Genomic DNA, 19,999 nt, shown 5'->3' on the forward strand with positions numbered 1-19,999 from the left:
AGAACCTCATGAGCGACTTCAACACCCTCGAATTGCACAGCGACCCACGGGGTTTCGCGACCCTGTGGCTCAGCCGCGAAGAAAAGAACAACGCGTTCAACGCCGAGATGATCCGCGAACTGATCCTGGCTTTGGACAAGGTCGCCAGCGACGCCAGCCTGCGTTTCCTGCTGGTACGCGGACGTGGCAAGCACTTCAGCGCCGGCGCGGACCTGGCCTGGATGCAGCAATCGGCCGAACTCGATTACCACACTAACCTCGACGACGCCCGGGAACTGGCGGAGCTGATGTACAACCTCGCCAAACTGAAAATCCCGACCGTGGCCGTGGTGCAAGGCGCGGCGTTCGGTGGCGCGCTGGGTCTGATCAGTTGCTGCGACATGGCGATTGGCGCGGACGACGCGCAGTTCTGCCTTTCGGAAGTGCGCATTGGTCTGGCACCAGCGGTGATCAGCCCGTTCGTGGTGCAAGCCATTGGCGAGCGTGCGGCGCGGCGTTATGCGCTGACGGCCGAACGTTTTGGCGGGCAGCGGGCGCGGGAAATCGGTTTGTTGTCCGAGAGCTATCCAGCGACTGAGCTTGAACAGAACGTCGAACAATGGATCGACAACCTGCTGCTCAACAGCCCCGCCGCCATGCGCGCCAGCAAGGATCTGCTGCGTGAGGTCGGCAATGGTGCGCTGACCCCGGCCCTGCGCCGTTACACCGAAAATGCCATCGCCCGTATCCGCGTCAGCCCGGAAGGCCAGGAAGGTCTGCGGGCCTTTCTGCAGAAACGTCCACCGAGCTGGCAAGCCGCAACCACCACCAAGGAGCCGCGTTGATGAGCGCACCTGTTCTCACCACCTTGCTGGTGGCCAACCGTGGCGAAATCGCTTGCCGGGTCATGCGCACCGCCACGGCCTTGGGCCTGACCACCGTTGCTGTGCACAGCGCCACCGACCGCGAGGCGCGGCACAGCCGTGAAGCGGATATCCGCGTCGATCTGGGCGGCAGCAAAGCGGCCGACAGTTACCTGCAAATCGACAAACTGATCGCAGCGGCCAAGGTCAGCGGCGCTCAGGCGATTCATCCGGGGTATGGCTTTCTTTCGGAGAACGCTGGTTTTGCTCGCGCCATTGAAGCGGCCGGCCTGATTTTTCTCGGCCCGCCCGCCTCGGCCATCGACGCGATGGGCAGCAAATCTGCCGCCAAAGCCTTGATGGAAACTGCCGGCGTGCCGCTGGTGCCGGGTTATCACGGCGAAGCCCAGGATCTGGACACCTTCCGTGACGCGTGCGAGCGAATCGGTTATCCGGTGCTGCTCAAGGCCACCGCCGGCGGTGGTGGCAAGGGCATGAAGGTCGTAGAAGACATCAGCCAGTTGGCTGAAGCGTTGGCATCCGCCCAGCGTGAAGCGCAGTCGTCTTTCGGCGATTCGCGGATGCTGGTGGAGAAATACCTGCTGAAGCCGCGCCACGTGGAAATCCAGGTGTTTGCCGATCAACATGGCAATTGCCTGTACCTGAACGAGCGCGATTGCTCGATCCAGCGTCGGCACCAGAAGGTCGTCGAAGAGGCGCCGGCACCAGGCCTCAGTCCGGAATTGCGTCGTGCGATGGGCGAAGCGGCGGTGCGTTCGGCGCAGGCCATCGGTTATGTCGGTGCTGGCACAGTGGAGTTTCTGCTGGATGCTCGCGGCGAGTTTTTCTTCATGGAGATGAACACGCGGTTGCAGGTCGAACACCCGGTCACCGAAGTCATCACCGGGCTCGATCTGGTGGCCTGGCAGATTCGAGTTGCACGTGGCGAAGCGTTGCCGATCACACAGGATCAGGTGCCGCTGAACGGGCATGCGATTGAGGTTCGGCTGTATGCGGAAGATCCGTCGAATGATTTCCTGCCGGCGACCGGGCGTCTGGATCTGTATCGCGAATCCGCCGCAGGGCCGGGGCGCCGTGTGGACAGCGGCGTTGAGGAAGGCGATGAGATTTCGCCGTTTTATGACCCGATGCTCGGCAAGCTGATTGCCTGGGGCGAGGATCGTGAGCAGGCGCGTTTGCGGCTGCTGAGCATGCTCGATGAGTTTGCGATTGGTGGGTTGAAGACCAACATCAACTTCCTGCGACGGATCATTGGTCATCCGGCGTTTGCGGCGGCGGAGCTGGATACCGGATTCATTCCGCGTTATCAGGAACAGTTGCTGCCAGCGCCTGCTGCGCTGAGTGATGAGTTCTGGGAGGCGGCGGCGCAGGCTTTTGCGCAGAGTCTGCCGGGGATGACTCGGGCGGATGATCCGGCTTCGCCTTGGGCGCTGCACAGCGGTTTGCGCGCCGGGTTGCCACGTGAAATCACTCTGCATTTGAGTTGCGAGGGGCAGGATCGGGCGTTGACGCTCGGTGCTGGTGGCAATGCAAAACTGATCGGCGAGCAACTGGTGGTCGAGCACGATGGGCTGCGCCGACAGCTGCGGGCGATTCGTCGTGGTGAGGTTCTGTTTCTGCAATGGGACGGCGAGTTGCGACGCGTTGAAACCTACGACCCGATCAGTGCTGTCGAAGCCAGTCACAGCCATCAGGGCGGTCTGACGGCGCCGATGAACGGCAGCATCGTGCGGGTGCTGGTGGAGGCCGGGCAATCGGTTGAGGCCGGCGCTCAATTGGTGGTGCTGGAAGCGATGAAGATGGAGCACAGCATCCGCGCGCCCCATGCCGGGGTGATCAAGGCGCTGTATTGCCAGGAAGGCGAAATGGTTAGCGAAGGCAGCGCACTGGTCGAACTGGAAGAAGCTTGAAAGGTGGATCGATCCTACGCCTGGCGAGGATCGATCTGACTAGTATTTGGCCGTCGCCTGAACCACGACACCGATAATTCGGCAATCGTCGGTCAACAAGGCTTTCGGCCAGGTCGGATTGAGCGGCACCAGGTAACGCTGGCCGCCCTCTTCGATCAGTTTGCGGAAAATCGCCTCGTCGCTGTCCGGCCACTGGGCGATCACCAGTTTTCCGGGCTCGGCTTCCAGCGCCGGATCCACCAGGATCATCATCCCCTCGCCGATGCTCTGCCCGGTGGGCGCAGTCATCGCATTCCCCATCACGGTGAGCCAGAACGCGGGGCCACGGGCGTGGTAGTCCGTCAGTTCGAAACGTCGCTTGTCCTTGGCACTCGAATACGCTGGCTGGCTCTCACGGGCCTCGACCGGCGCATTCCACTCGCTGACCGGATAGCGAAAGTAAGGGTTGTACTTCTGCGCCAGAGGCATTTCGTCATCCGCATCGATCTGCGGTTCACGAATCACCACCGCGACCTCGAGATATTCCATGCCCAGCGCTTTCAGAACGCGGTTCATCTGCGTGATGCCGGGCTCGCGGCGCTTGTTCAGCCAATGGCCGATACCGCCCTGAGACATGCCGACGCGCTCGCCGAGCTCGACTTGAGTGACGTTGAGCTCACTCATTTTGGCCTTGACCAACTCAATCCATTTATCCATGTGCGGCACCATACGTGGACGCCTGCGGCCGGCAAAACACATATTGTAGTATTTAAATTCTGGTCACAAATACTGATAGTACTATGCTTGAGTCACGGATTTGAATCGACCAAGGAGTGACCTTTCACCATGAATATCACCAGCAAAGACTTGCCCGACCTGCAAATGGACACCACCTTCACGTCCCCGCAAGGGTGCGCCGCTGCGCAACGGGCGTTGGACTATTACTTGAAACCAGCTGTGTCAGAACCGGAAGTGGATGAGCGCTTTTTCGGTGTGAACAGCAATCTGAGTGGCGAGGAATCCCTGGTCCACGCCTCCGATCTGCTGCGATGTGCAGCGGCTACGGCGTTCAAGGCGGCGGACGGCTTGCAGGGCGTGAGTCGGGATCTGGCGTTTTCGGTCGTGCACATGGTGGACATGGCGCGGGCGATGGTCGATCACTCGCTCGATGGCGCGGTTCGCTGAAGACGGGAGTTCGAACGGACGGGAAAGAATTTTCCAATCGCGCAGATAAAAACATTTGACTTGCAAATGATAATGATTATTATTGCAAGCAGCTGGTCGCGAGATCAGTCGATGGACCAGAGACCTTAGGTCGGTCTTCTGGACTATCTCCTCATCAGGCTAATCACGGTTTTTGACCCGGCTTTTTTGCCGGGTCTTTTTTTGCCAGTTTTCTGGCTTTTGGCTTCAGGCTAATGAAGTCTTTGGGTATCGCAAATTCGATGGCGCGGATAATATCAAAAGAATATTGCTTGGCAAGCGGACCCCGGCCACATTGGGGCAAAGTAATGCCAATTAGCACTTGAGAATCAATCGCACAGCCACTAAGCTGCATCCGCGTCATGGAGGACGCCCCCCGCCACAACCCGCAATTTCCCTCGGTTTCACCCCTGTCTTGCGTGTAAAGTAGCCGCCATAAAAATCATATTCAGGAACCGATTATGACCGTGGCCAAATCTTCGTTCGACATCAGCGCCAACTTCGACAGCGGCAACATCCAAGTCATCGACATCAGCAATCCGCTCAACCCGGTTCTGGCAATTCGGCCAGATACCCGCAGCGCCCATTTCCAGTGGTTCCACTTCAAGGCCAGCGGCCTGCATGTTCATCAGGAACACTGGTTCCGTCTGGTCAACGCCAGCCAGTCCTCCTATAACAAGGCATGGACCGGCTATCAGGCGGTCGCCTCTTACGATCACGTCAACTGGTTCCGCATTCCGACTCAATTCGAAGGCGACAGCCTGCGTTTCTGCCTCGAAGCCGAGCAGACCCACGCCTGGTTCGCCTACTTCGAACCTTACAGCCGTGGCCGTCATGACTGGCTGATCGAGCAAGCGCTGACCAAGGCCGGCACCGAACTGCTGGCCACCGGCAAAAGCGTCGAAGGCCGCGACATCCAGCTGCTACGCAAAGGCACTGGCGCCGAAGGACGACGCAAGATCTGGATCATCGCCCAGCAGCATCCCGGCGAGCACATGGCCGAATGGTTCATGGAAGGCGTGATCGAACGCCTGGAACATCATGACGATCCAGTGCTGAACAAGCTGCTGGCCAGCGCCGATCTGTACCTGGTGCCGAACATGAACCCGGACGGCGCCTTCCACGGTCACCTGCGCACCAACGCCATGGGCCAGGACCTGAACCGCGCCTGGCAGAACGCCAGTCAGGAAATCAGCCCGGAAGTGCTTTTCGTACAGCAGCAGATGGAAAAGTACGGCGTCGATCTGTTCCTCGACGTACACGGCGACGAAGAAATTCCCCACGTGTTCACCGCCGGTTGCGAAGGCAATCCGGGTTACACCCCGCGCCTGGAGAAGCTCGAAGAGCACTTCCGCAGCCACCTGAAGCACACCACCAAAGACTTCCAGACCAAGTACGGCTACACCCGCGACGAACCGGGTCAGGCCAACATGACCTTGGCCTGCAACAGCGTCGGCCAGAAGTTCGACTGCCTGTCGCTGACCCTGGAAATGCCGTTCAAGGATCACGATGACGCACCGAACCCGCTCACCGGCTGGTCGGGCAAACGCTCGAAGCAACTGGGCAAGGACGTGCTGACCACCATCGCGGACATGGTCGACACCCTGCGCTGATCCCCTCGGATTTTCGCTTCACGAAAGATCGCAGCCTGTCTGCGATCTTTTTTTTGCGCCGACTTTTACCCAATCAGGTTGCAAATCAAAACCGGATTACTTACCGTCAATCAAGTTTCAACTTGAAACCTGAAAGGATCCGGGACATGAAAACTGCAACACTCAATAAAGGTGTCGTACTGCTTTTCGCCATCGCTTGCGGACTCGCGGTGGGCAACGTGTATTACGCCCAGCCGCTGCTGGATGCGATGGCCGACGCCTTCGGCCTGTCGCCGGGCAGCATCGGCATCGTCATGACCTTGACCCAGGTCGGCTACGGCCTCGGGCTGTTATTGCTCGTGCCCCTCGGCGACTTGCTCAACCGCCGACGGCTGATTGTCACGCAAACGCTGTTGTCCGCCGCAGCCTTGCTGATGATTGCCTTGGCCTCGAACAGCGCCTGGCTGCTGATCGGCGTCACCCTGACCGGCCTGCTTGCCGTGGTCACCCAGGTGCTGGTCGCCTACGCCGCGACTCTGGCCGTCCCGGCACAACGCGGAAAAGTTGTGGGCGTGATCACCAGCGGCATTGTCGTCGGCATTTTGCTCGCGCGCACGGTGGCGGGCGGCATGGCCGATCTGGCCGGCTGGCGCTCGATCTATCTGCTGTCGGCAGGATTGACGCTGGTGATGGCCGCGCTGCTGTTTCGGGTGTTGCCCAAAGATGAAGAAGCACGACCGACCACGCGTTACGTGGCATTGATCGCTTCAGTCTTCACTCTGTTTCGTGAAGAACCAGTACTGCGCCAACGAGCGATCCTTGCCCTGCTGACCTTCGCCAGCGCCATGGTGCTGTGGACGCCGATGGTGTTGCCGCTGGCCGCCCCGCCGCTGTCACTTTCCCACAGTGAAATCGGACTGTTCGGACTCGCCGGCGCGGCAGGCGCACTGGCCGCAGCCAGAGCCGGGCATCTGGCGGATCGAGGATGGGGACAATGGGTCAGCGGCCTGTCGCTGCTGCTGATGCTGGGCTCGTGGCTGCCAATCGCACTCACCCAGTCTTCGTTATGGGCACTGCTGCTTGGCGTCATCACCCTGGATCTGGGCTTGCAGGCCGTGCACGTCACCAGCCAGAGCATGATCTACAGCGTCCGCCCGGAGGCGCAGAGCCGACTGACCGCCGGCTACATGCTGTTTTATTCGATCGGCAGCGCGCTGGGCTCAATCGCCTCGACAACCATGTACGCCTGGGCAGGATGGCCGGGCGTCTGCTGGCTGGGTGCCGCAATCAACACGGTCGCGCTGCTTTATTGGTGGAGCACCGTGGCCAAACAGAAACGTGGCGAGACTGCTTGCGCCCTCGCCACGTCGGACTGACACACGATCAACTGCGATTGCGTCCCCGCAGCATGCTGTCGAGCACCTCGTCGCGGCGCACCCAGCCATGGAACAGCGCCGCCGCCAGGTGCAGCAGCACGGTCAGGAACAACAGATACGCCAGATACCCGTGAGCCTTTCGCAGCAACGCAAACACCTGCGCATCCGCCGGCACGATCGACGGCAATTGCAGGGAGGTGCCGAGCATCACCGGATCCCCCGCCGCACTGATCATCGCCCAGCCCAGCAGCGGCAACACCAGCATCAGCGCATACAACAACAGATGAGAAGCCTTGGCCGCCATCACCTGCCAACCCGGCAGATCCGCCGGCAGCGGCGGCTGACGGGTGCCCAGTCGCACCAGAATGCGCACGATCACCAGCAACAGAATCGCGATGCCCAGCGGCTTGTGCAGATTGATCAACCATTCATGCCGCGCCGACACCGAGGTCACCATGCCGGCGCCGATGAACAACATTGCGATGATCATCAACGCCATCAACCAGTGCAGCAACCGCGCCAGCGGATTGAAATGAGTCGGTTGCGTGCTCATGGGCGAGCCTCCTTTTTGCCGGTTGGCAGTTGGCTGACTTCGCTGGTGCGACGCAGGTAGGAATCGGCGTAACCGGCCGAGCGCGCGGCCAGTAACGGATCGTCGGAACCCTGAATGCCGGCCGGCAGCACCAGCGGATCGTAGTTGATGTCACGGCATTCGCCGCTGAGCTGCGGCTGGGTCTTTTCCAGCACCAGGGTGCCGGCGTTCAACATCTTGCGGCCGGCGGGCCAGGTCTTGCTCGCATCGTTCACCGGATCGTCGGCATTGGCCAAGGTGATGTTCAACTGAAAGCGCAGCGGCCCTTCGGCCAGGCGTTGCACCAGGTCTTTTTCAAGGAAGTCGCTACCTTCAGGCGCAGTCGCACCGGCAGCGTCCTGGGCCAGAGGCGTCATGCTCCAGCGCACGGCTTGCTTCTTGCCGCTGGCATCCACCAGATAGAACGCGTTGACGCTGTTGTAGGTTTCCGTCGCGTAACTGGCCGAAGGTTTGGCGGTTTTTATCCAGGTCAGAAACGGCACGGCTTCCGGGTGTGAGGCAAAAAATGCCGGCACCTTGGTCGGATCCGGTTTACCGGTGGCGGGATCCGGCGATTGCGCCTGCTGCAACTGATAGAACGCCTCGGGCGTGCCGACCGGGAACACCGGCATGCTGTTCATCCCGGTGCGCCACTGCTGGCCGTTGGCCTGAGTGAAACGCAGCGCCAGACTGCGGATCGGTACGGCGCTGTCCGGCGCATACGGACTGCCGGCCGGCAACGCAAAGCGCCCGACCACCGGCGTGCGCGGCTCGTTGAACACTTGCGCGACAGAATACGAGCGAGCCTCGCCGCTGCTCTCGAAATGTCCGATCACACAAACACCTTTGGCGTGATTGCGGCGAAAGCCGGGATGCACACCGTTGTTCTTTTCCAGCACATCGACCAACGCTTTCGGCGTCAGGCGTTGTGGGTCAAATGAACCATGAACGTAGGCAAACGCCCCGGCCAGGGCTGCGACCACCACGGCGATTCCGCCAAGCCGCAATACCAGGCTCGCGGCACTCAGTGGCGGGCGTTGTGGCCCGCCGGGCGATGAGCTGCGATCAACCATGAAGCACTCCAGGGCCATCGGCCACAAGTAGGAAGAGTCAGCAAGACGCACGCCATCGGGATTTATTCCACGGCCCGGTATTTATTTTTCAGAACGTGGAATAACCTCCAATGCCGGGCGTCTTCCTAGTCCACAGCGTAGTGACTAGCAGAACTTCATGAGCGAATTCGACGAACAACTGAGAGAAATCATTCCCAGATTGCGGCGCTTTGCCGTGTCGTTGACACGCAACGGCAGCAGCGCCGACGACCTGGTACAGGCCAGTCTGGAGCGGGCGCTGTCGGGTTGGGGCGACAAACGCGCCGACGGCGATCTGCGCGCCTGGCTGTTTTCGATCCTGTACCGGCAGTTTCTCGATGCGCATCGGCGTTCGCGGCGTTATGCGCGGATGCTCGAATTCTTCACCGGCCGCGATGACGCCGAGCCCTCGGTGGAACGCACCGTCATTGCCCAATCGACCCTGCAGGCCTTCGACCGACTGCCCACCGAACAGCGCGCGCTGCTGCTGATGGTGTCGGTGGAAGGCCTGACTTATAAGGAGGTCGCCGAAATTCTCGACGTCCCCACCGGCACCGTGATGTCGCGCCTGTCCCGTGCTCGCCAGGCCCTGCGCCAGCTCAGCGACGGGGAAATCAGCAGCCCTTCCTTGCGGATACTCAAATGATCAGTCTGCCCCCCAACGAACGTGACCTGCACGCTTACGTCGACCACCAGCTCAGCGAGGCCGACCGGCATGTGCTGGAAACCTGGCTCGCCAACCATCCAGACGAAGCAGCGCAGGTTCGCGCCTGGCAACAGGACGCCCAGTACCTGCGCGCCGCCCTCGGCGGTGCCTTGCAACAACCGGCCAATCCGGACCTCGATCCATCGCTGATCCGTCAGCGACTCAAACGCCAGTCGCGCCGCCAATGGGCCAGCGCGGCGGTGCTGCTGATTGCCGTCAGCCTCGGCGGTGTCGGAGGCTGGAAAGCCCGGGACATGACCGTGTTTCATCCCCCGGCACCGATGACGGACGCCTTGCAGGCGTACCGTTTGATCGCCCAGCAAGGGCTTCTGCCGGCGGACTACAAGGTCGATGGCGACGGCGACATCCAGCGCTGGCTCGACCGCTATTTCACTCAGGCCAATCGCCTGCCGGACCTGACGTCGGCCGGGTTTGCACCGGTCAGCGGCCGTCTGCTGAGTACCGATGAAGGCCCGGCGGCGATGGTGATGTATGAAGACCAGAGCGGGCACAAGGTCAGTTTCTACGTGCGTCCGCCGGGACCGAAAAATACCTTTCTGCCCCGGGGCAGCCGCCAGGACGGGGATCTGCAGGCCGAGTACTGGTCCGGCAAGGGCTACAACTATGCGATGGTCAGCCCGACCGATACCCCGGCGGCGAAAATGCTCAAGCAATCCGTGAGTTTCTAGCCGGTTCAGAACCCCACATCCAGCACCACATTGTCCAGGTAGGTTCCAGCGGGCGGTGTGGTCTGGTCGGTGTAGATTTTCGCGTTGTAATTGAAGATCTGGCTGCCGGTGCCCAGCCCGTTGCCGGGGTTGACCTCGGCATCGCTGCTGGCCCGGCGAGCCGCGCCGACACTGCCCCAACGGGTGGTCCCGGCGCTCTTGAAAATGTCGTAGGCCAGATAGTTGCTGCCGGAAATCATCCGCCGCCGCCCGCCGACACTCAGCGCATTCTGCCCGTCGTTCAGCCCCACGGTGTAGGCGCTGCCCTTGGTGCAGGCGAGGTTGATGGTCTGCCCGGTTACCGGAGTGAACGCGCTGACCACCGGCGCGCTGCCGAAGGCAATGTTCGGCGCGGTGATGGTGCAATCGTTGGACACCGTCAGGTTGACCGTCAGTGTCGTGGTGCCGCTGTTGATGTCGCGGCCCAGGCAAAGCCCGCCGATACCGATGCCCGAACAATAATTCCAGTTCCAGAAAATGCTCAGGGTCTCGGTATACACGCCGGCTGCCACGTTACTGCCGATGGTGGTACCGAAATAGAGCGGAACGGTTTTCGGCACCGTACCGCCGAGTAAACCGAGGGCATCGATGATGCCGTTGCGGGCGAAGTCATAGGCAGTGCCGCGCGTCAGCGGGTAACTGGTGCTGTTGTTGGCGTAGATCGTGTAACCGATCACGTCCCCGGTGGGCCCGAGCAAACCGCTCTGGGTCGAGGTGACGGTGGCCCAGAAATGATCATTGTTGGTCAACAGCGACAGCAGCGAACCGGTGCAACTCAAGCCTCCATTCAGGGTGGAACTGGGTTGTGAGGTAGTGCGCACCGCGATCGAACTGATGTTCCCGAACCCGGCCGGCGTGGTGGTGACCACCGAACACAGCGCCTGCGCCAGCCCCGGCAGCAGCAACAGCAGCCACAGAACAAGCCGCGCCCGGATCATTGGCACACCAGCGGGCCAATCAGCGGCACTTCGTCCTGCTGCAGATCAACGCTGAATTGCGCCTGGCAGGTCTTGCCGTCCGCCAGGGTGACCCGCAGCGAGTTCTGCGCCTGGAGATTTTCCAGATAGACCAGCCCGTCCCAACCGACCACCGTTCGCGTGCCACTCTGCTCGTGCAGCACGCCACTGCCCAGCGGCAACTCCTTCTGCTGCGCATCCACCAGCACGATGCTCGCGGCGATCACCCGGCTCAGCGGAAACTCCAGCAGATAGCCACTGCCCCGGCGTACGGCGACACGCTGTTCGACATTCGGGCTGCGCACGTTGGCCGGCAGGTTCAGCGGATCGATTTCGTACTTGCCGCGGTAATAGGCGCTGCTCCACGGCACCAGCAAGTGGCCGTTACGGTCGGTCTGGCCGACCTGCTGGTTCTCGTAACGCACCGGAATGTCCGCGTAGCCGTCGGTGCTGACCACCACGAACGCATCGTCGATGCGGTTGGCGGCGAACAATTGATCATCCATCCACACCAGCGACCCGCTGGCATCGGCCCAACGGGTTTCGGCGTCGGACGTCCCATAGACGCCCGCCTGCAATTGCACCGATTGCAGACGCCAGGTCACGTCGGCCTGGCGGTAATCGGCGCCGTCACCCTTGGCATAGCCGAGATTGAAGCCCACCCCGCCCTCAGACGGCACGGCGCGGCTGTAGTTGACCCGCTGCTGCGTCTGCCCGGTCTTGCTGCGTTCGCTGCTGATAGCCAGGCTGCCGCGCAGGTCGAACGGAATCACCAGTTGCGCCTGCACCGCCCAGTTGCTGTCGCCGATTTCGCGGTTGGCCGACAGGTAGAAACTGCTGTTGCGCCACAGCGGTTTGCTCCAGCTCAGGTTGAGCAACCGCGTGCGGGTTTCGTCTGCCGCACGAATGTCGAAATACCCGACGCCGAGACTGCCCCAGCGTTCAAGGTTGAGGCTCAGGGTCGCCTGCTCACTGCGCTTGCTGAGAGTGGTGTAAGGGCTGTCGACCACGGTCAGATCGGCGTAACGGTCCCGGCGTTGCAAACGCTGATAGGAAAAGCTGTAGCGCTGGCCGCTGTATTGATAACCGAGGCTCAGTTGCTGACCAACGTCGCCGTCGAAACGACTCTGGCTGATCGCGCTGTTGAGCACCCCGAAATTGCCCAGCCGCAAGTTGCCGCCCAGCCCGCCGAGAGTCAGAGAATCCGCCGCTTCGGCGTGGCTTTCCAGAGTAAAGGTGTCGCTGACGCCGTAACGCAGACTGCCCGAGGTCACGCCCGGCCCATAGCTGAAATCCTTCAGGCCGTAATCCCGGCGCAACGTACCGGCGGCCACCGAAAAATCGCTCAGGCCTTTTTGCAACAGGCTGCTGGTGACATAGAACGGCACCGTGGTCGACACCTGCCGGCCCAGCGCATCGGTCGTGACTACAACTGCCTCACCCGCGCCGTTGATAAACGGAATGTTGGTCAGGGTGTACGGCCCCGGTTGCAGGTCGGTGCTGCTGGATTTGTAGCCGTTGATGAACAGATCCACCGAGGACGGCACCGCCGCTTCCCCGGCGAACTGCGGCAGCGGATAGGTCACCAGATCCGGACGCACTGCAAAATCCCGCGAGAACTGCACGCCGCCCAGCCGCACCGAACTGCTCCAGGGCAAGGCGCCGCTGACCACGTCCCCGGCCTCATAAGTCAGCATCCGCTCGTCATCGGAGTAGCGCCAGGTGGTGTCGTAACGCAGATAGCCGTTGTCCAGCGTGCTGACCGCATCCCCCGACAGCGTGCGGCGATATTGCCCGGTGTTCGACAACGTGCCCCAACTGTCGAACACCCGCACCTCGTTCCACGCCGCCAGATAGGTGCCGGCGTCGTCGGTGTCATTGAGGTACAGGTCATAGTTGAACAAGGCGCCGAAACTGCTCAGCGCCGGGGTGCGCGGATAGACTTCACGGTTGCCGATGAACTGCTCCGGCAGCCAGTCCGGTGGCACGTCGAGCAGCAAGCGCTGGCTGACGCTGTCGTAGTCGCTGTGCAGGCCCGGCAGGCCGTCGAGATCGACTTCGGCACCGGCCTCTTCCGGCAGCCTCATGCCCGTGTCGCGCAACACACTGGCCGGCAGGAACAGGCGACCACCGCGCTGCTCCACCGCCACCACCCGGCCGGTATTCATCTGGTTGACCACCAGTTCCAGAAACAACTGTGCATCGCTGACGGCCTCCATGCCGCTGGGAGGCGGCGGCAGTTCGCCGGCCCCGGATGGATGAATGAACATCAGGCACCACGCGCCGGTCATGAGCCACAACGGACGCTGAATACGGCGAGCCCATCCCGGACTCATTAGCGTGTTACGTCCGTCAATGGACTGATTCCTCCTGAAACCGCTGGCGTCGAAGCCAGGCTTCGACATGGCTCGCTACGGCTATCGCGCCGGCGGAATGCTCTGCACCTTTGCCGCGCCGTTGATCCGTCCAGCCAATTCTCCCGCCACCGGTCCCGGTGCCGGCCAGCGCATCACCGCGCCGGGCAATACGTAGCCGAGCAATCCCTCGGCCAGCGGTTTGCTTTGACCGCCCTGTGTGACGGCCACATCAGTCAGCCGCGCATGCACCGCGCCCTGATTGCGCACTTCCACATAAGGACGACCCTCCACCGCCACCGTGCGCCAGCTCAATTGCGGCAGGCCGATGCCTTTGGGGTCACGCTGGCGGGCGCTGTCTTCCTTGCTCCACAGCCCAGCGCCATAGGCGAACAGTGGTACCGAGTAGCGCATCTGGAAGCGGATCGCCGCAGCGGTCTTGCCGTCTTCGGCGACGGGCGGCTGGGCCGAGGGGATTTCATCGATGATGATCCGGTACGCCAGCTCCTGGCCTGGCGGCACGTCCTTGGTGCGGGTCAGGCGCACCAGCTGTTTCTGGCCCGGCTCGATCTTCGCCACTGGCGGGCTGCCGATCACCTCGCGCTGATTGCGGTATTGCTCTTCGAAACCGCTCTGGCTCCAGCCGAACACGCGGATCTGCAGGTTGGCGGTTTCCGTGCCGCGATTTTCCAGCCAAAGCGCACTGGCCTGCTGATCGGCCTCCAGCACCGGATCGATCGGCCAGATCAGCACCGAACTGGCGGCCTGGGCCTTGAGTGTCCCGAACATGACCAGCGCCAGCACGGCGCAACACACGGACGAATAGCGTGACGTGAAAAACCCCATAAACCTGCTCCTTGTCATTTCACATCACCACGACAGCTGCACCTGCAACACATCGCTGTATGTCCCCCCGGGCTGATTGCCCGGCAATTGCACCTGACCGTAGATCGGCAGACTGATGTTGTTCGCATCGCTGTAGGCCACCGCCACACTCTGGCCGATACCCAGGCTCTGGCTGTACGCCGCATCGCGAAACAACGCATACGCCACCTTCGCGCTGCCTCCGCTGATCTGCATACGTCGCCCGCCGCTGTTGTACTGGCCGCCATCGACCGTCATGTTCAGCGCCACCCCTGGCGTGCATTGCAGCGTGACGCCGCCGGTCAACGCGACCTGCACCGTGCCGGTGGCCAGCGCCGAACGCGAACCGAAATTCAGCCCGCCATAGTTCGATACGCCCCCCACCACCAGACAGCCCGGCGTCACCGTGGCACTGACCTGAAAGCTCTGGCTGGTCACCGCCGCCAGCGGCAGCGGCAAACTGCCCGCACACAGCAGGAGCAGCGCCGCACAGCCATGCCGGCCCATGGCACTAGAACGTCAGTTCAACGGAAATCGTGTCGGTATAGGTGCCCGCCGGCAGCCCGGCCTTGCCCACCGCCTGACCGTAGATGTTCACGGTCTGCGCCACACCGGTGCTGGCGGCGAGATTGATCACCCCGTCGATGGCCAGCAATTGCGAGTGCCCGGCGTCGGTGTACAGGTCATACGGCACGTAGTTGGCGACCCCGTCGTACAGCGCGCGAGTACCGCCCGGCGAGAGCCCGTCATGGGCGCCGGCCCGGACCTTGACCGTCGGCGTGGTGCCGGCCGAGCACAGGATCGACAGCGCCCCGCCCCCGCCGCCCAGCACCTGCCCGGTGGCCGTGGTGAACAGGCTGTTGGCGGTGCCGAAGTTCAACGCACCGAAGTTCAGCCCGGTAGAACCGCCGGAACCGTTGACCTGGCAACTGCTGATCAGGATCAGGCTGGAGGTGATCTGGCCGGTGACCGTGGTGGCGGCATTGACGCTGGAAGCGAGCGTCAGGCCGAGCAACGACAAACCTATCCTTGATGCAATCGTACGCATGGTGTCCGTCCTCTACGGGGTTACCAGTCGAGCGTCACCGTCAGGGTGTCGGTATAGACACCGGCCGGTACCGCACGGGTGTTCGCCACCACCGAGCCAAATACCGGAATGGGTATCTGTGCGCCGCTGGTGACAGCGAAATTGTGTTGTTGACCGATGCTGTAGCTCTGGCTGCCGGAGGCATCGAGGAACAGCTGATAGGGAAGTGTCTGGCGACCGTTGCTCAGCCGGCGTGTGGTGCCGTCACCATGAGTGCCGCCATCGATGGTCACGGTGAACCCGGTGACCGAGGGGTTGCAGGCGACATTCAAATGGCCGCTGCCTGCTTCGCTGAGGCTGGCCTTGATCGGTGCGTTCCAGGTCGGGCCCTGCTGGCCGAAATCGAGAGAGCCCAGCCCATCCACCGGGCTGGCGGGGCTGGTGGCGTTAGTCACTTCGCAGCCGGCAATCAGCGTCAGCCGCGCAAGGATCTGCCCACTGACCGCCGCCGACGCGACCTCGGTGAACAACAGCAATGTGGCTGTGGCGATTACCCGCCCGTGTCTGCCCATCATTGAGCCCCTACTCCTTCAGGATCACTCGACCACTGCGCTCGTCATTGAACGCCCTTCCCTGCGCCACCCGGCTCCACCGAGTGGCTGAAAAAACTCCGCGATCACCAGGTGACCGTCACCTTCACCAGATCCGAATACCGGCTGACCCGTGGCACTTCGGCCATCCGCTCGATCCGCCCGTATAACGGCAAGTCCACTGTGCCGCTGTCCGGCACCCGGCCGCTGACCGGCACATCCACCACCAGCGGCACCCGTCGCGCGGCGTCCTGATACAGGCGATAAGGAATCGGCTTGCTGCCGGCCTCTCCCGCCATGTAGCGCACCTCGCCGACGCCACCGTGCAGGCCGCCATCGACGCGCAACTGGTACGGGGTGTCCGGGTTGCATTCCAGACGTGGCATGCGCGAATTCGTGAGCGCCGCACCGAGTGGCCCCTCCCGGTCGCCGAGCCGCGCCGTGGTGCCGAAGTCGAGCACGCCCAGTTGTTCGATACAGGCCTCGCGTTGCTGGCCGATCAACTGGCAACCGCGCTGCACATCGACCCGCACCTCGACCTGAAGGTCGGCGGCGTGGACCGGTACCGCGAGCCCGCCCAGCAATGCCCAGACCATCCCTGCATTCACCGCCCGTTCCTTGATGGCGACAGCGTCTCTGTCGTTACAGTGTTTCAGGTTAGCAACGGACGCCGATTGCGCCAGTCGATTGGATCCAGTCACCGGCCGGGATTTGTTTCGAAAGGTTGGCAACACGTCGATTTAAAGTGTTGAAAAATCCTGTACACGCCGCAGATTGCTCTCCGGAAAAACGATAAAGCGCAGTGGAAGCAAAACTACCCGTCTGGTTAAACTACCCCGCCGCGCTCGGGGGGAGCCGGCCCGATGATGACGGAGTGATTGCAGTGCCCGCCCGACCGCCCGACCGTTCGCGTCTGACTCAGCGCTGGTCAGCCTTGCGCCATTTCTTCGGCAAACGCTCCGTTACAAGCGCGGGCCAGTGCGCCGCCAGCGCGCAATCGGTACGTGACTATTTCCGGCAAAAGGCCCATGGCCAGGGCTACACCCTCAGTCACAGCCAGCAACGGGTCATCGACTGCATGGCCCATCAGGCCGGCCTGTTGTTCGGCACCCCTGCGCAAACCCCGCCCAGCCTGTATCTGCACGGAGCGGTCGGGCGCGGCAAGAGCTGGTTGCTGGACGGATTCTTCCAGGCGTTGCCGATCCAGCAAAAGCGCCGTCTGCATTTCCATGGATTCTTTGCCCAGTTGCATCAAGGCATGTTCGAGCATCGCGACCGCGACGACGCCCTCGCCGTTACTCTCGATGCGTTACTGATGGACTGTCGGGTGCTGTGTTTCGACGAATTTCATGTGCATGACATCGGCGATGCGATGCTCATCACCCGCCTGTTCAAGGCGCTGTTCAAGCGCGGAATCCTGTTGCTGGTGACCTCCAACTACCCGCCCGAAGGCTTGCTGCCCAACCCGCTGTACCACGCGCGGTTCAAACCGGTGATCGACCTGATCAATGCGCGCATGCAGGTCATGGAAGTCGGCGGCCCGCACGATTACCGCAGCCAGGCGCGTCGTCACGCGCATCAGGTATTCACCCAGGGCCATTACGTCTGGCCGGCCACCTCGGCGCAGCGCCTCGCCTTGAACCTGCCGCCCCTCGATGCCGCGCCGTTGCCTCTGGCGGTCGGCAGCCGGCATTTGCAGGCGCGGCTGTGCGAGGACCGGCGCGTCGGTTTCACCTTCAAAGACCTCTGCGAACAGCCCACAGCGGTGATGGATTATCTGGAACTGTGCCGGCGCTTCGACCACTGGATCATCGACGAACTGCCGGAACTGGGAGAATGTTCGATCGCCGCCCAGCAGCGCTTCATCAACCTGATCGACGTGCTATACGACCAGGACAAGCACCTGACCCTGCTCGGCCAGCTCCCCTTACACGAAAGCCTCGGCGGCCAGGCGATCGATCTGGCCCGCACCCGCAGCCGGCTCGGGCAATTGCGCGAAGTGCACGAACCGGGCTGATTTGCCGTTATCATGCGGCCCATTTCCGGCGCCCTGCGCCTTCTCGATAGCGATCCTTTTCATGCACACCCTTGCACAACTGCGCGCCGGCGAACTGTCGGGCATCACCCGGCTGGATCTGGCCGAAGGCTTGAGCGAATTTCCGCCGGAGATTTTCAACCTGGCCGACACGCTGGAAGTGCTCAACCTCAGCGGCAATGCCCTGAGCAGCCTGCCGGATGACTTGCACCGTCTGACGCGCCTGCGCGTGCTGTTTTGCTCCGACAATCAGTTCACGCAACTGCCAACGTGCCTGGGCCAGTGCCAGGCGCTGACGATGATCGGATTCAAGGCCAACCGGATCGCTCAAGTGCCCGGCGCGGCGCTGCCGCCAAATCTGCGCTGGCTGATCCTCACCGACAACGCCATCGAAATCCTGCCCACGGAACTGGGCGAACGTCCGCTGTTGCAAAAACTCATGCTCGCCGGCAATCGCCTGCGCACCCTGCCGCCGTCACTGAGTCAGTGCCATCGGCTGGAGCTGATCCGCATCGCCGCCAACCAGTTGACCGAATTGCCACAATGGTTGCTGACCCTGCCGAGCCTGACCTGGCTGGCCTACGCCGGCAATCCGCTGGAAACCGAAGCCGATGCCGCCGCGCTCAACAAAGCGCCCCTGATCGACTGGTCGGCGCTGCAATTGGAGCAACGGCTGGGCGAAGGTGCCTCCGGGGTCATTTACCGGGCGCAGTGGCAACCCGCGAATCAGCCCGCCACGCCCGTGGCAGTCAAGTTGTACAAGGGCGAGATGACCAGCGACGGCTCGCCGCTGCATGAAATGAACGCGTGCATCACCGCCGGGCTGCACCCGAACCTGATCCGTGTCGAAGGCCGCATCGACCAGCATCCCGACGGCCAGCAGGGCCTGGTGATGCAGTTGATCGATCCGAGTTATCGCAACCTGGCCGGACTGCCGAGCCTGGCGTCCTGTTCACGGGATGTGTATGCCGATGATTGCCGCTTCAGTGCCGACGTTGCGCTGCGCTTTGCCCGGGGCATCGCCTCGGTCGCCGGGCATCTGCACCGTCACGGCATCACCCATGGCGATCTTTACGGACACAACATTCTGTTGAACGATCAGGGCGACTGTCTGCTGGGGGATTTTGGCGCGGCGTCGTTCCATGCCACGGAGGACACGCCTGAAACCCGCGCGCTGCAACGCCTCGAAGTGCGTGCGTTCGGGATTTTGCTGGGGGAACTGCTGGCGCGCATCGACTCGGGGTTGAGCAATGAACAGCGTCAGGTGCTGGAAGCTCTGGAACAGCGCTGCTGTCAGCCGGATGTGCTGGCGCGACCGGGGCTCGGCGAAATCAGCCAGGCGTTGCAGGACGCCTGAAAAAAATCGCAGCCCGAGGGCTGCGATTTTCTAGTGTGTCAGCCGGCCAGACCGACGAACATGTCCTGCACGTCGTCATGGTTGTCCAGGCCTTCGAGGAACGCCTCGACTTCAGCCATTTGCTCATCGCTCAGGCCGCTGACCGGGTTCTTCGGCTGGTAGCCCAGTTTGGCCGACAGCACGGTGAAGCCTTGTTCCGGCAGGGCTTTCTGCACCGAGTCCAGGTCAGTCGGGTCGGTCAGGAACAGGGTCGCGCCCTCTTCGCCCGGCTCGAAATCCTGGGCGCCGGCTTCGATCGCGGCCATTTCCGGATCGGCGTCCGGGGTGTCCGGCGACGCTTCGATCATGCCGACATGGTTGAAGTCCCAGGCAACGGAACCGGATGCACCCAGTTGGCCCTTGCGAAACGCCACGCGGATTTCCGCCACGGTGCGGTTGATGTTGTCAGTGACGCACTCGACGATCAGCGGCACCTGATGCGGCGCGAAGCCTTCGTAGGTCACGCGATGGTACTGAACGGTTTCGCCCAGCAGGCCAGCACCCTTCTTGATGGCACGGTCCAGGGTTTCCTTGGGCATCGAGGCTTTCTTGGCCTGTTCGACCACCAGACGCAGGTGTGCGTTGGTGGCGGTATCGGCACCGTTACGCGCAGCAATGGTGATTTCCTTCACCAGTTTGCCGAAGATCTTGCCCTTGGCGTTGGCTGCCGCTTCTTTGTGTTTAACCTTCCACTGTGCGCCCATTACTCACTCTCTTGATCTGTGGCGCCGAGACATCTATTGGCCGACGCATGGCGC

At 62.2% G+C, this 19,999-nt stretch carries 21 protein-coding genes; 9 read left to right on the forward strand and 12 right to left on the reverse strand.

Going from position 1 to position 19,999, the window contains the following annotated elements:
• The first annotated feature begins 8 nt into the window (after positions 1 to 8).
• Both PMI24_RS04640 and PMI24_RS04645 read left to right on the forward strand, forming a co-directional pair.
• Complete coding sequence (locus PMI24_RS04640; RefSeq protein ID WP_007951516.1) at positions 9 to 824, forward strand: gamma-carboxygeranoyl-CoA hydratase; 816 nt, start codon at positions 9 to 11, stop codon at positions 822 to 824.
• Positions 824 to 2,773, forward strand: a complete 1,950-nt coding sequence (locus PMI24_RS04645; protein ID WP_007951517.1) for an acetyl/propionyl/methylcrotonyl-CoA carboxylase subunit alpha — start codon at positions 824 to 826, stop codon at positions 2,771 to 2,773. The genes PMI24_RS04640 and PMI24_RS04645 overlap by 1 nt, the downstream gene beginning before the upstream one ends.
• Positions 2,774 to 2,812: 39 nt before the next feature.
• Here PMI24_RS04645 and PMI24_RS04650 read toward each other — a convergent pair whose 3' ends face one another.
• Positions 2,813 to 3,469, reverse strand: a complete 657-nt coding sequence (locus PMI24_RS04650; RefSeq protein ID WP_045121660.1) for a LexA family protein — start codon at positions 3,467 to 3,469, stop codon at positions 2,813 to 2,815.
• A 129-nt stretch (positions 3,470 to 3,598) separates the two neighbouring features.
• Here PMI24_RS04650 and PMI24_RS04655 point away from each other — a divergent pair, with 129 nt between their 5' ends.
• The gene (locus PMI24_RS04655) at positions 3,599 to 3,937 is read left to right on the forward strand and encodes a DUF6124 family protein (protein WP_007951520.1); all 339 of its coding nucleotides are present in this window, start codon (positions 3,599 to 3,601) and stop codon (positions 3,935 to 3,937) included.
• A 163-nt stretch (positions 3,938 to 4,100) separates the two neighbouring features.
• Here PMI24_RS04655 and PMI24_RS29130 read toward each other — a convergent pair whose 3' ends face one another.
• The gene (locus PMI24_RS29130; protein WP_086788454.1) at positions 4,101 to 4,319 is read right to left on the reverse strand and encodes a hypothetical protein; all 219 of its coding nucleotides are present in this window, start codon (positions 4,317 to 4,319) and stop codon (positions 4,101 to 4,103) included.
• Positions 4,320 to 4,416: 97 nt separating this feature from the next.
• Between PMI24_RS29130 and PMI24_RS04660 the strand changes: the two genes are divergently transcribed.
• Complete coding sequence (locus tag PMI24_RS04660; RefSeq protein WP_007951522.1) at positions 4,417 to 5,568, forward strand: M14 family metallopeptidase; 1,152 nt, start codon at positions 4,417 to 4,419, stop codon at positions 5,566 to 5,568.
• Between the two features lie 146 nt (positions 5,569 to 5,714).
• Positions 5,715 to 6,923, forward strand: coding sequence for an MFS transporter (locus PMI24_RS04665; RefSeq protein WP_007951523.1), 1,209 nt, complete (start codon positions 5,715 to 5,717; stop codon positions 6,921 to 6,923).
• A 7-nt stretch (positions 6,924 to 6,930) separates the two neighbouring features.
• Here the strand turns inward: PMI24_RS04665 and PMI24_RS04670 are convergent, their stop codons facing one another.
• Both PMI24_RS04670 and PMI24_RS04675 read right to left on the reverse strand, forming a co-directional pair.
• The gene (locus PMI24_RS04670; protein ID WP_007951524.1) at positions 6,931 to 7,476 is read right to left on the reverse strand and encodes a cytochrome b; all 546 of its coding nucleotides are present in this window, start codon (positions 7,474 to 7,476) and stop codon (positions 6,931 to 6,933) included.
• Positions 7,473 to 8,567: a catalase family peroxidase gene (locus PMI24_RS04675; protein WP_007951525.1), complete on the reverse strand. Its 1,095-nt coding sequence runs from the start codon at positions 8,565 to 8,567 to the stop codon at positions 7,473 to 7,475. The genes PMI24_RS04670 and PMI24_RS04675 overlap by 4 nt, the downstream gene beginning before the upstream one ends.
• Before the next feature lie 157 nt (positions 8,568 to 8,724).
• Here PMI24_RS04675 and PMI24_RS04680 point away from each other — a divergent pair, with 157 nt between their 5' ends.
• Complete coding sequence (locus PMI24_RS04680; protein ID WP_007951526.1) at positions 8,725 to 9,231, forward strand: RNA polymerase sigma factor; 507 nt, start codon at positions 8,725 to 8,727, stop codon at positions 9,229 to 9,231.
• A complete protein-coding gene (locus PMI24_RS04685; RefSeq protein ID WP_007951527.1) occupies positions 9,228 to 9,980 on the forward strand; it encodes an anti-sigma factor family protein in 753 nt (250 codons plus the stop codon). The genes PMI24_RS04680 and PMI24_RS04685 overlap by 4 nt, the downstream gene beginning before the upstream one ends.
• A 5-nt stretch (positions 9,981 to 9,985) precedes the next feature.
• Here the strand turns inward: PMI24_RS04685 and PMI24_RS04690 are convergent, their stop codons facing one another.
• From PMI24_RS04690 to PMI24_RS04720, 7 genes are all read right to left on the reverse strand, one after another.
• A complete protein-coding gene (locus tag PMI24_RS04690) occupies positions 9,986 to 10,957 on the reverse strand; it encodes a Csu type fimbrial protein (RefSeq protein WP_007951529.1) in 972 nt (323 codons plus the stop codon).
• Positions 10,954 to 13,311, reverse strand: coding sequence for a fimbria/pilus outer membrane usher protein (locus PMI24_RS04695; protein ID WP_007951530.1), 2,358 nt, complete (start codon positions 13,309 to 13,311; stop codon positions 10,954 to 10,956). Before PMI24_RS04695 ends, PMI24_RS04690 begins: the two co-directional genes overlap by 4 nt.
• An 81-nt stretch (positions 13,312 to 13,392) precedes the next feature.
• Positions 13,393 to 14,175, reverse strand: a complete 783-nt coding sequence (locus PMI24_RS04700; RefSeq protein ID WP_007951531.1) for a fimbrial biogenesis chaperone — start codon at positions 14,173 to 14,175, stop codon at positions 13,393 to 13,395.
• Between the two features lie 24 nt (positions 14,176 to 14,199).
• Positions 14,200 to 14,700: a Csu type fimbrial protein gene (locus PMI24_RS04705; protein WP_007951532.1), complete on the reverse strand. Its 501-nt coding sequence runs from the start codon at positions 14,698 to 14,700 to the stop codon at positions 14,200 to 14,202.
• A 4-nt stretch (positions 14,701 to 14,704) separates the two neighbouring features.
• On the reverse strand, positions 14,705 to 15,241 hold the full coding sequence (locus PMI24_RS04710) for a Csu type fimbrial protein (protein WP_007951533.1): 537 nt from the start codon (positions 15,239 to 15,241) through the stop codon (positions 14,705 to 14,707).
• A gap of 20 nt (positions 15,242 to 15,261) precedes the next feature.
• Positions 15,262 to 15,795 carry a Csu type fimbrial protein gene (locus tag PMI24_RS04715; RefSeq protein WP_007951534.1) on the reverse strand — a complete coding sequence of 178 codons (534 nt, stop codon included), beginning with the start codon at positions 15,793 to 15,795 and terminating at the stop codon, positions 15,262 to 15,264.
• A 101-nt stretch (positions 15,796 to 15,896) separates the two neighbouring features.
• The gene (locus PMI24_RS04720) at positions 15,897 to 16,406 is read right to left on the reverse strand and encodes a Csu type fimbrial protein (RefSeq protein ID WP_045121655.1); all 510 of its coding nucleotides are present in this window, start codon (positions 16,404 to 16,406) and stop codon (positions 15,897 to 15,899) included.
• A 287-nt stretch (positions 16,407 to 16,693) separates the two neighbouring features.
• On the opposite strand from PMI24_RS04720, the gene zapE reads away from it, so the two are divergent.
• Both zapE and PMI24_RS04730 read left to right on the forward strand, forming a co-directional pair.
• On the forward strand, positions 16,694 to 17,827 hold the full coding sequence (zapE, locus tag PMI24_RS04725; RefSeq protein WP_007951536.1) for a cell division protein ZapE: 1,134 nt from the start codon (positions 16,694 to 16,696) through the stop codon (positions 17,825 to 17,827).
• A 61-nt stretch (positions 17,828 to 17,888) separates the two neighbouring features.
• Positions 17,889 to 19,202 carry a leucine-rich repeat-containing protein kinase family protein gene (locus tag PMI24_RS04730; RefSeq protein ID WP_007951537.1) on the forward strand — a complete coding sequence of 438 codons (1,314 nt, stop codon included), beginning with the start codon at positions 17,889 to 17,891 and terminating at the stop codon, positions 19,200 to 19,202.
• 38 nt (positions 19,203 to 19,240) lie between these two features.
• Here PMI24_RS04730 and PMI24_RS04735 read toward each other — a convergent pair whose 3' ends face one another.
• Positions 19,241 to 19,945 carry a YebC/PmpR family DNA-binding transcriptional regulator gene (locus PMI24_RS04735; RefSeq protein ID WP_007951538.1) on the reverse strand — a complete coding sequence of 235 codons (705 nt, stop codon included), beginning with the start codon at positions 19,943 to 19,945 and terminating at the stop codon, positions 19,241 to 19,243.
• Positions 19,946 to 19,999 lie beyond the last annotated feature (54 nt).

Origin of the sequence: Pseudomonas sp. GM25, from assembly GCF_000282255.1 — a bacterium.
GTDB classification, from domain to species: Bacteria; Pseudomonadota; Gammaproteobacteria; order Pseudomonadales; family Pseudomonadaceae; genus Aquipseudomonas; species Aquipseudomonas aphyarum.

What these genes read in the sequence shown, in the direction of transcription:
- PMI24_RS04710 (WP_007951533.1), bottom strand. Translation starts at nt 15,241, where the DNA reads ATGCGTACGATTGCATCAAGGATAGGTTTGTCGTTGCTCGGCCTGACG.
- PMI24_RS04665 (WP_007951523.1), top strand. Translation starts at nt 5,715, where the DNA reads ATGAAAACTGCAACACTCAATAAAGGTGTCGTACTGCTTTTCGCCATC.
- PMI24_RS04720 (WP_045121655.1), bottom strand. Translation starts at nt 16,406, where the DNA reads ATGGTCTGGGCATTGCTGGGCGGGCTCGCGGTACCGGTCCACGCCGCC.
- PMI24_RS04670 (WP_007951524.1), bottom strand. Translation starts at nt 7,476, where the DNA reads ATGAGCACGCAACCGACTCATTTCAATCCGCTGGCGCGGTTGCTGCAC.
- PMI24_RS29130 (WP_086788454.1), bottom strand. Translation starts at nt 4,319, where the DNA reads ATGACGCGGATGCAGCTTAGTGGCTGTGCGATTGATTCTCAAGTGCTA.
- PMI24_RS04735 (WP_007951538.1), bottom strand. Translation starts at nt 19,945, where the DNA reads ATGGGCGCACAGTGGAAGGTTAAACACAAAGAAGCGGCAGCCAACGCC.
- PMI24_RS04645 (WP_007951517.1), top strand. Translation starts at nt 824, where the DNA reads ATGAGCGCACCTGTTCTCACCACCTTGCTGGTGGCCAACCGTGGCGAA.
- PMI24_RS04700 (WP_007951531.1), bottom strand. Translation starts at nt 14,175, where the DNA reads ATGGGGTTTTTCACGTCACGCTATTCGTCCGTGTGTTGCGCCGTGCTG.
- PMI24_RS04685 (WP_007951527.1), top strand. Translation starts at nt 9,228, where the DNA reads ATGATCAGTCTGCCCCCCAACGAACGTGACCTGCACGCTTACGTCGAC.
- PMI24_RS04650 (WP_045121660.1), bottom strand. Translation starts at nt 3,469, where the DNA reads ATGGATAAATGGATTGAGTTGGTCAAGGCCAAAATGAGTGAGCTCAAC.
- PMI24_RS04715 (WP_007951534.1), bottom strand. Translation starts at nt 15,795, where the DNA reads ATGATGGGCAGACACGGGCGGGTAATCGCCACAGCCACATTGCTGTTG.
- PMI24_RS04660 (WP_007951522.1), top strand. Translation starts at nt 4,417, where the DNA reads ATGACCGTGGCCAAATCTTCGTTCGACATCAGCGCCAACTTCGACAGC.
- PMI24_RS04730 (WP_007951537.1), top strand. Translation starts at nt 17,889, where the DNA reads ATGCACACCCTTGCACAACTGCGCGCCGGCGAACTGTCGGGCATCACC.
- PMI24_RS04655 (WP_007951520.1), top strand. Translation starts at nt 3,599, where the DNA reads ATGAATATCACCAGCAAAGACTTGCCCGACCTGCAAATGGACACCACC.
- PMI24_RS04695 (WP_007951530.1), bottom strand. Translation starts at nt 13,311, where the DNA reads ATGAGTCCGGGATGGGCTCGCCGTATTCAGCGTCCGTTGTGGCTCATG.
- PMI24_RS04705 (WP_007951532.1), bottom strand. Translation starts at nt 14,700, where the DNA reads ATGGGCCGGCATGGCTGTGCGGCGCTGCTCCTGCTGTGTGCGGGCAGT.
- PMI24_RS04690 (WP_007951529.1), bottom strand. Translation starts at nt 10,957, where the DNA reads ATGATCCGGGCGCGGCTTGTTCTGTGGCTGCTGTTGCTGCTGCCGGGG.
- PMI24_RS04675 (WP_007951525.1), bottom strand. Translation starts at nt 8,567, where the DNA reads ATGGTTGATCGCAGCTCATCGCCCGGCGGGCCACAACGCCCGCCACTG.
- PMI24_RS04680 (WP_007951526.1), top strand. Translation starts at nt 8,725, where the DNA reads ATGAGCGAATTCGACGAACAACTGAGAGAAATCATTCCCAGATTGCGG.
- PMI24_RS04640 (WP_007951516.1), top strand. Translation starts at nt 9, where the DNA reads ATGAGCGACTTCAACACCCTCGAATTGCACAGCGACCCACGGGGTTTC.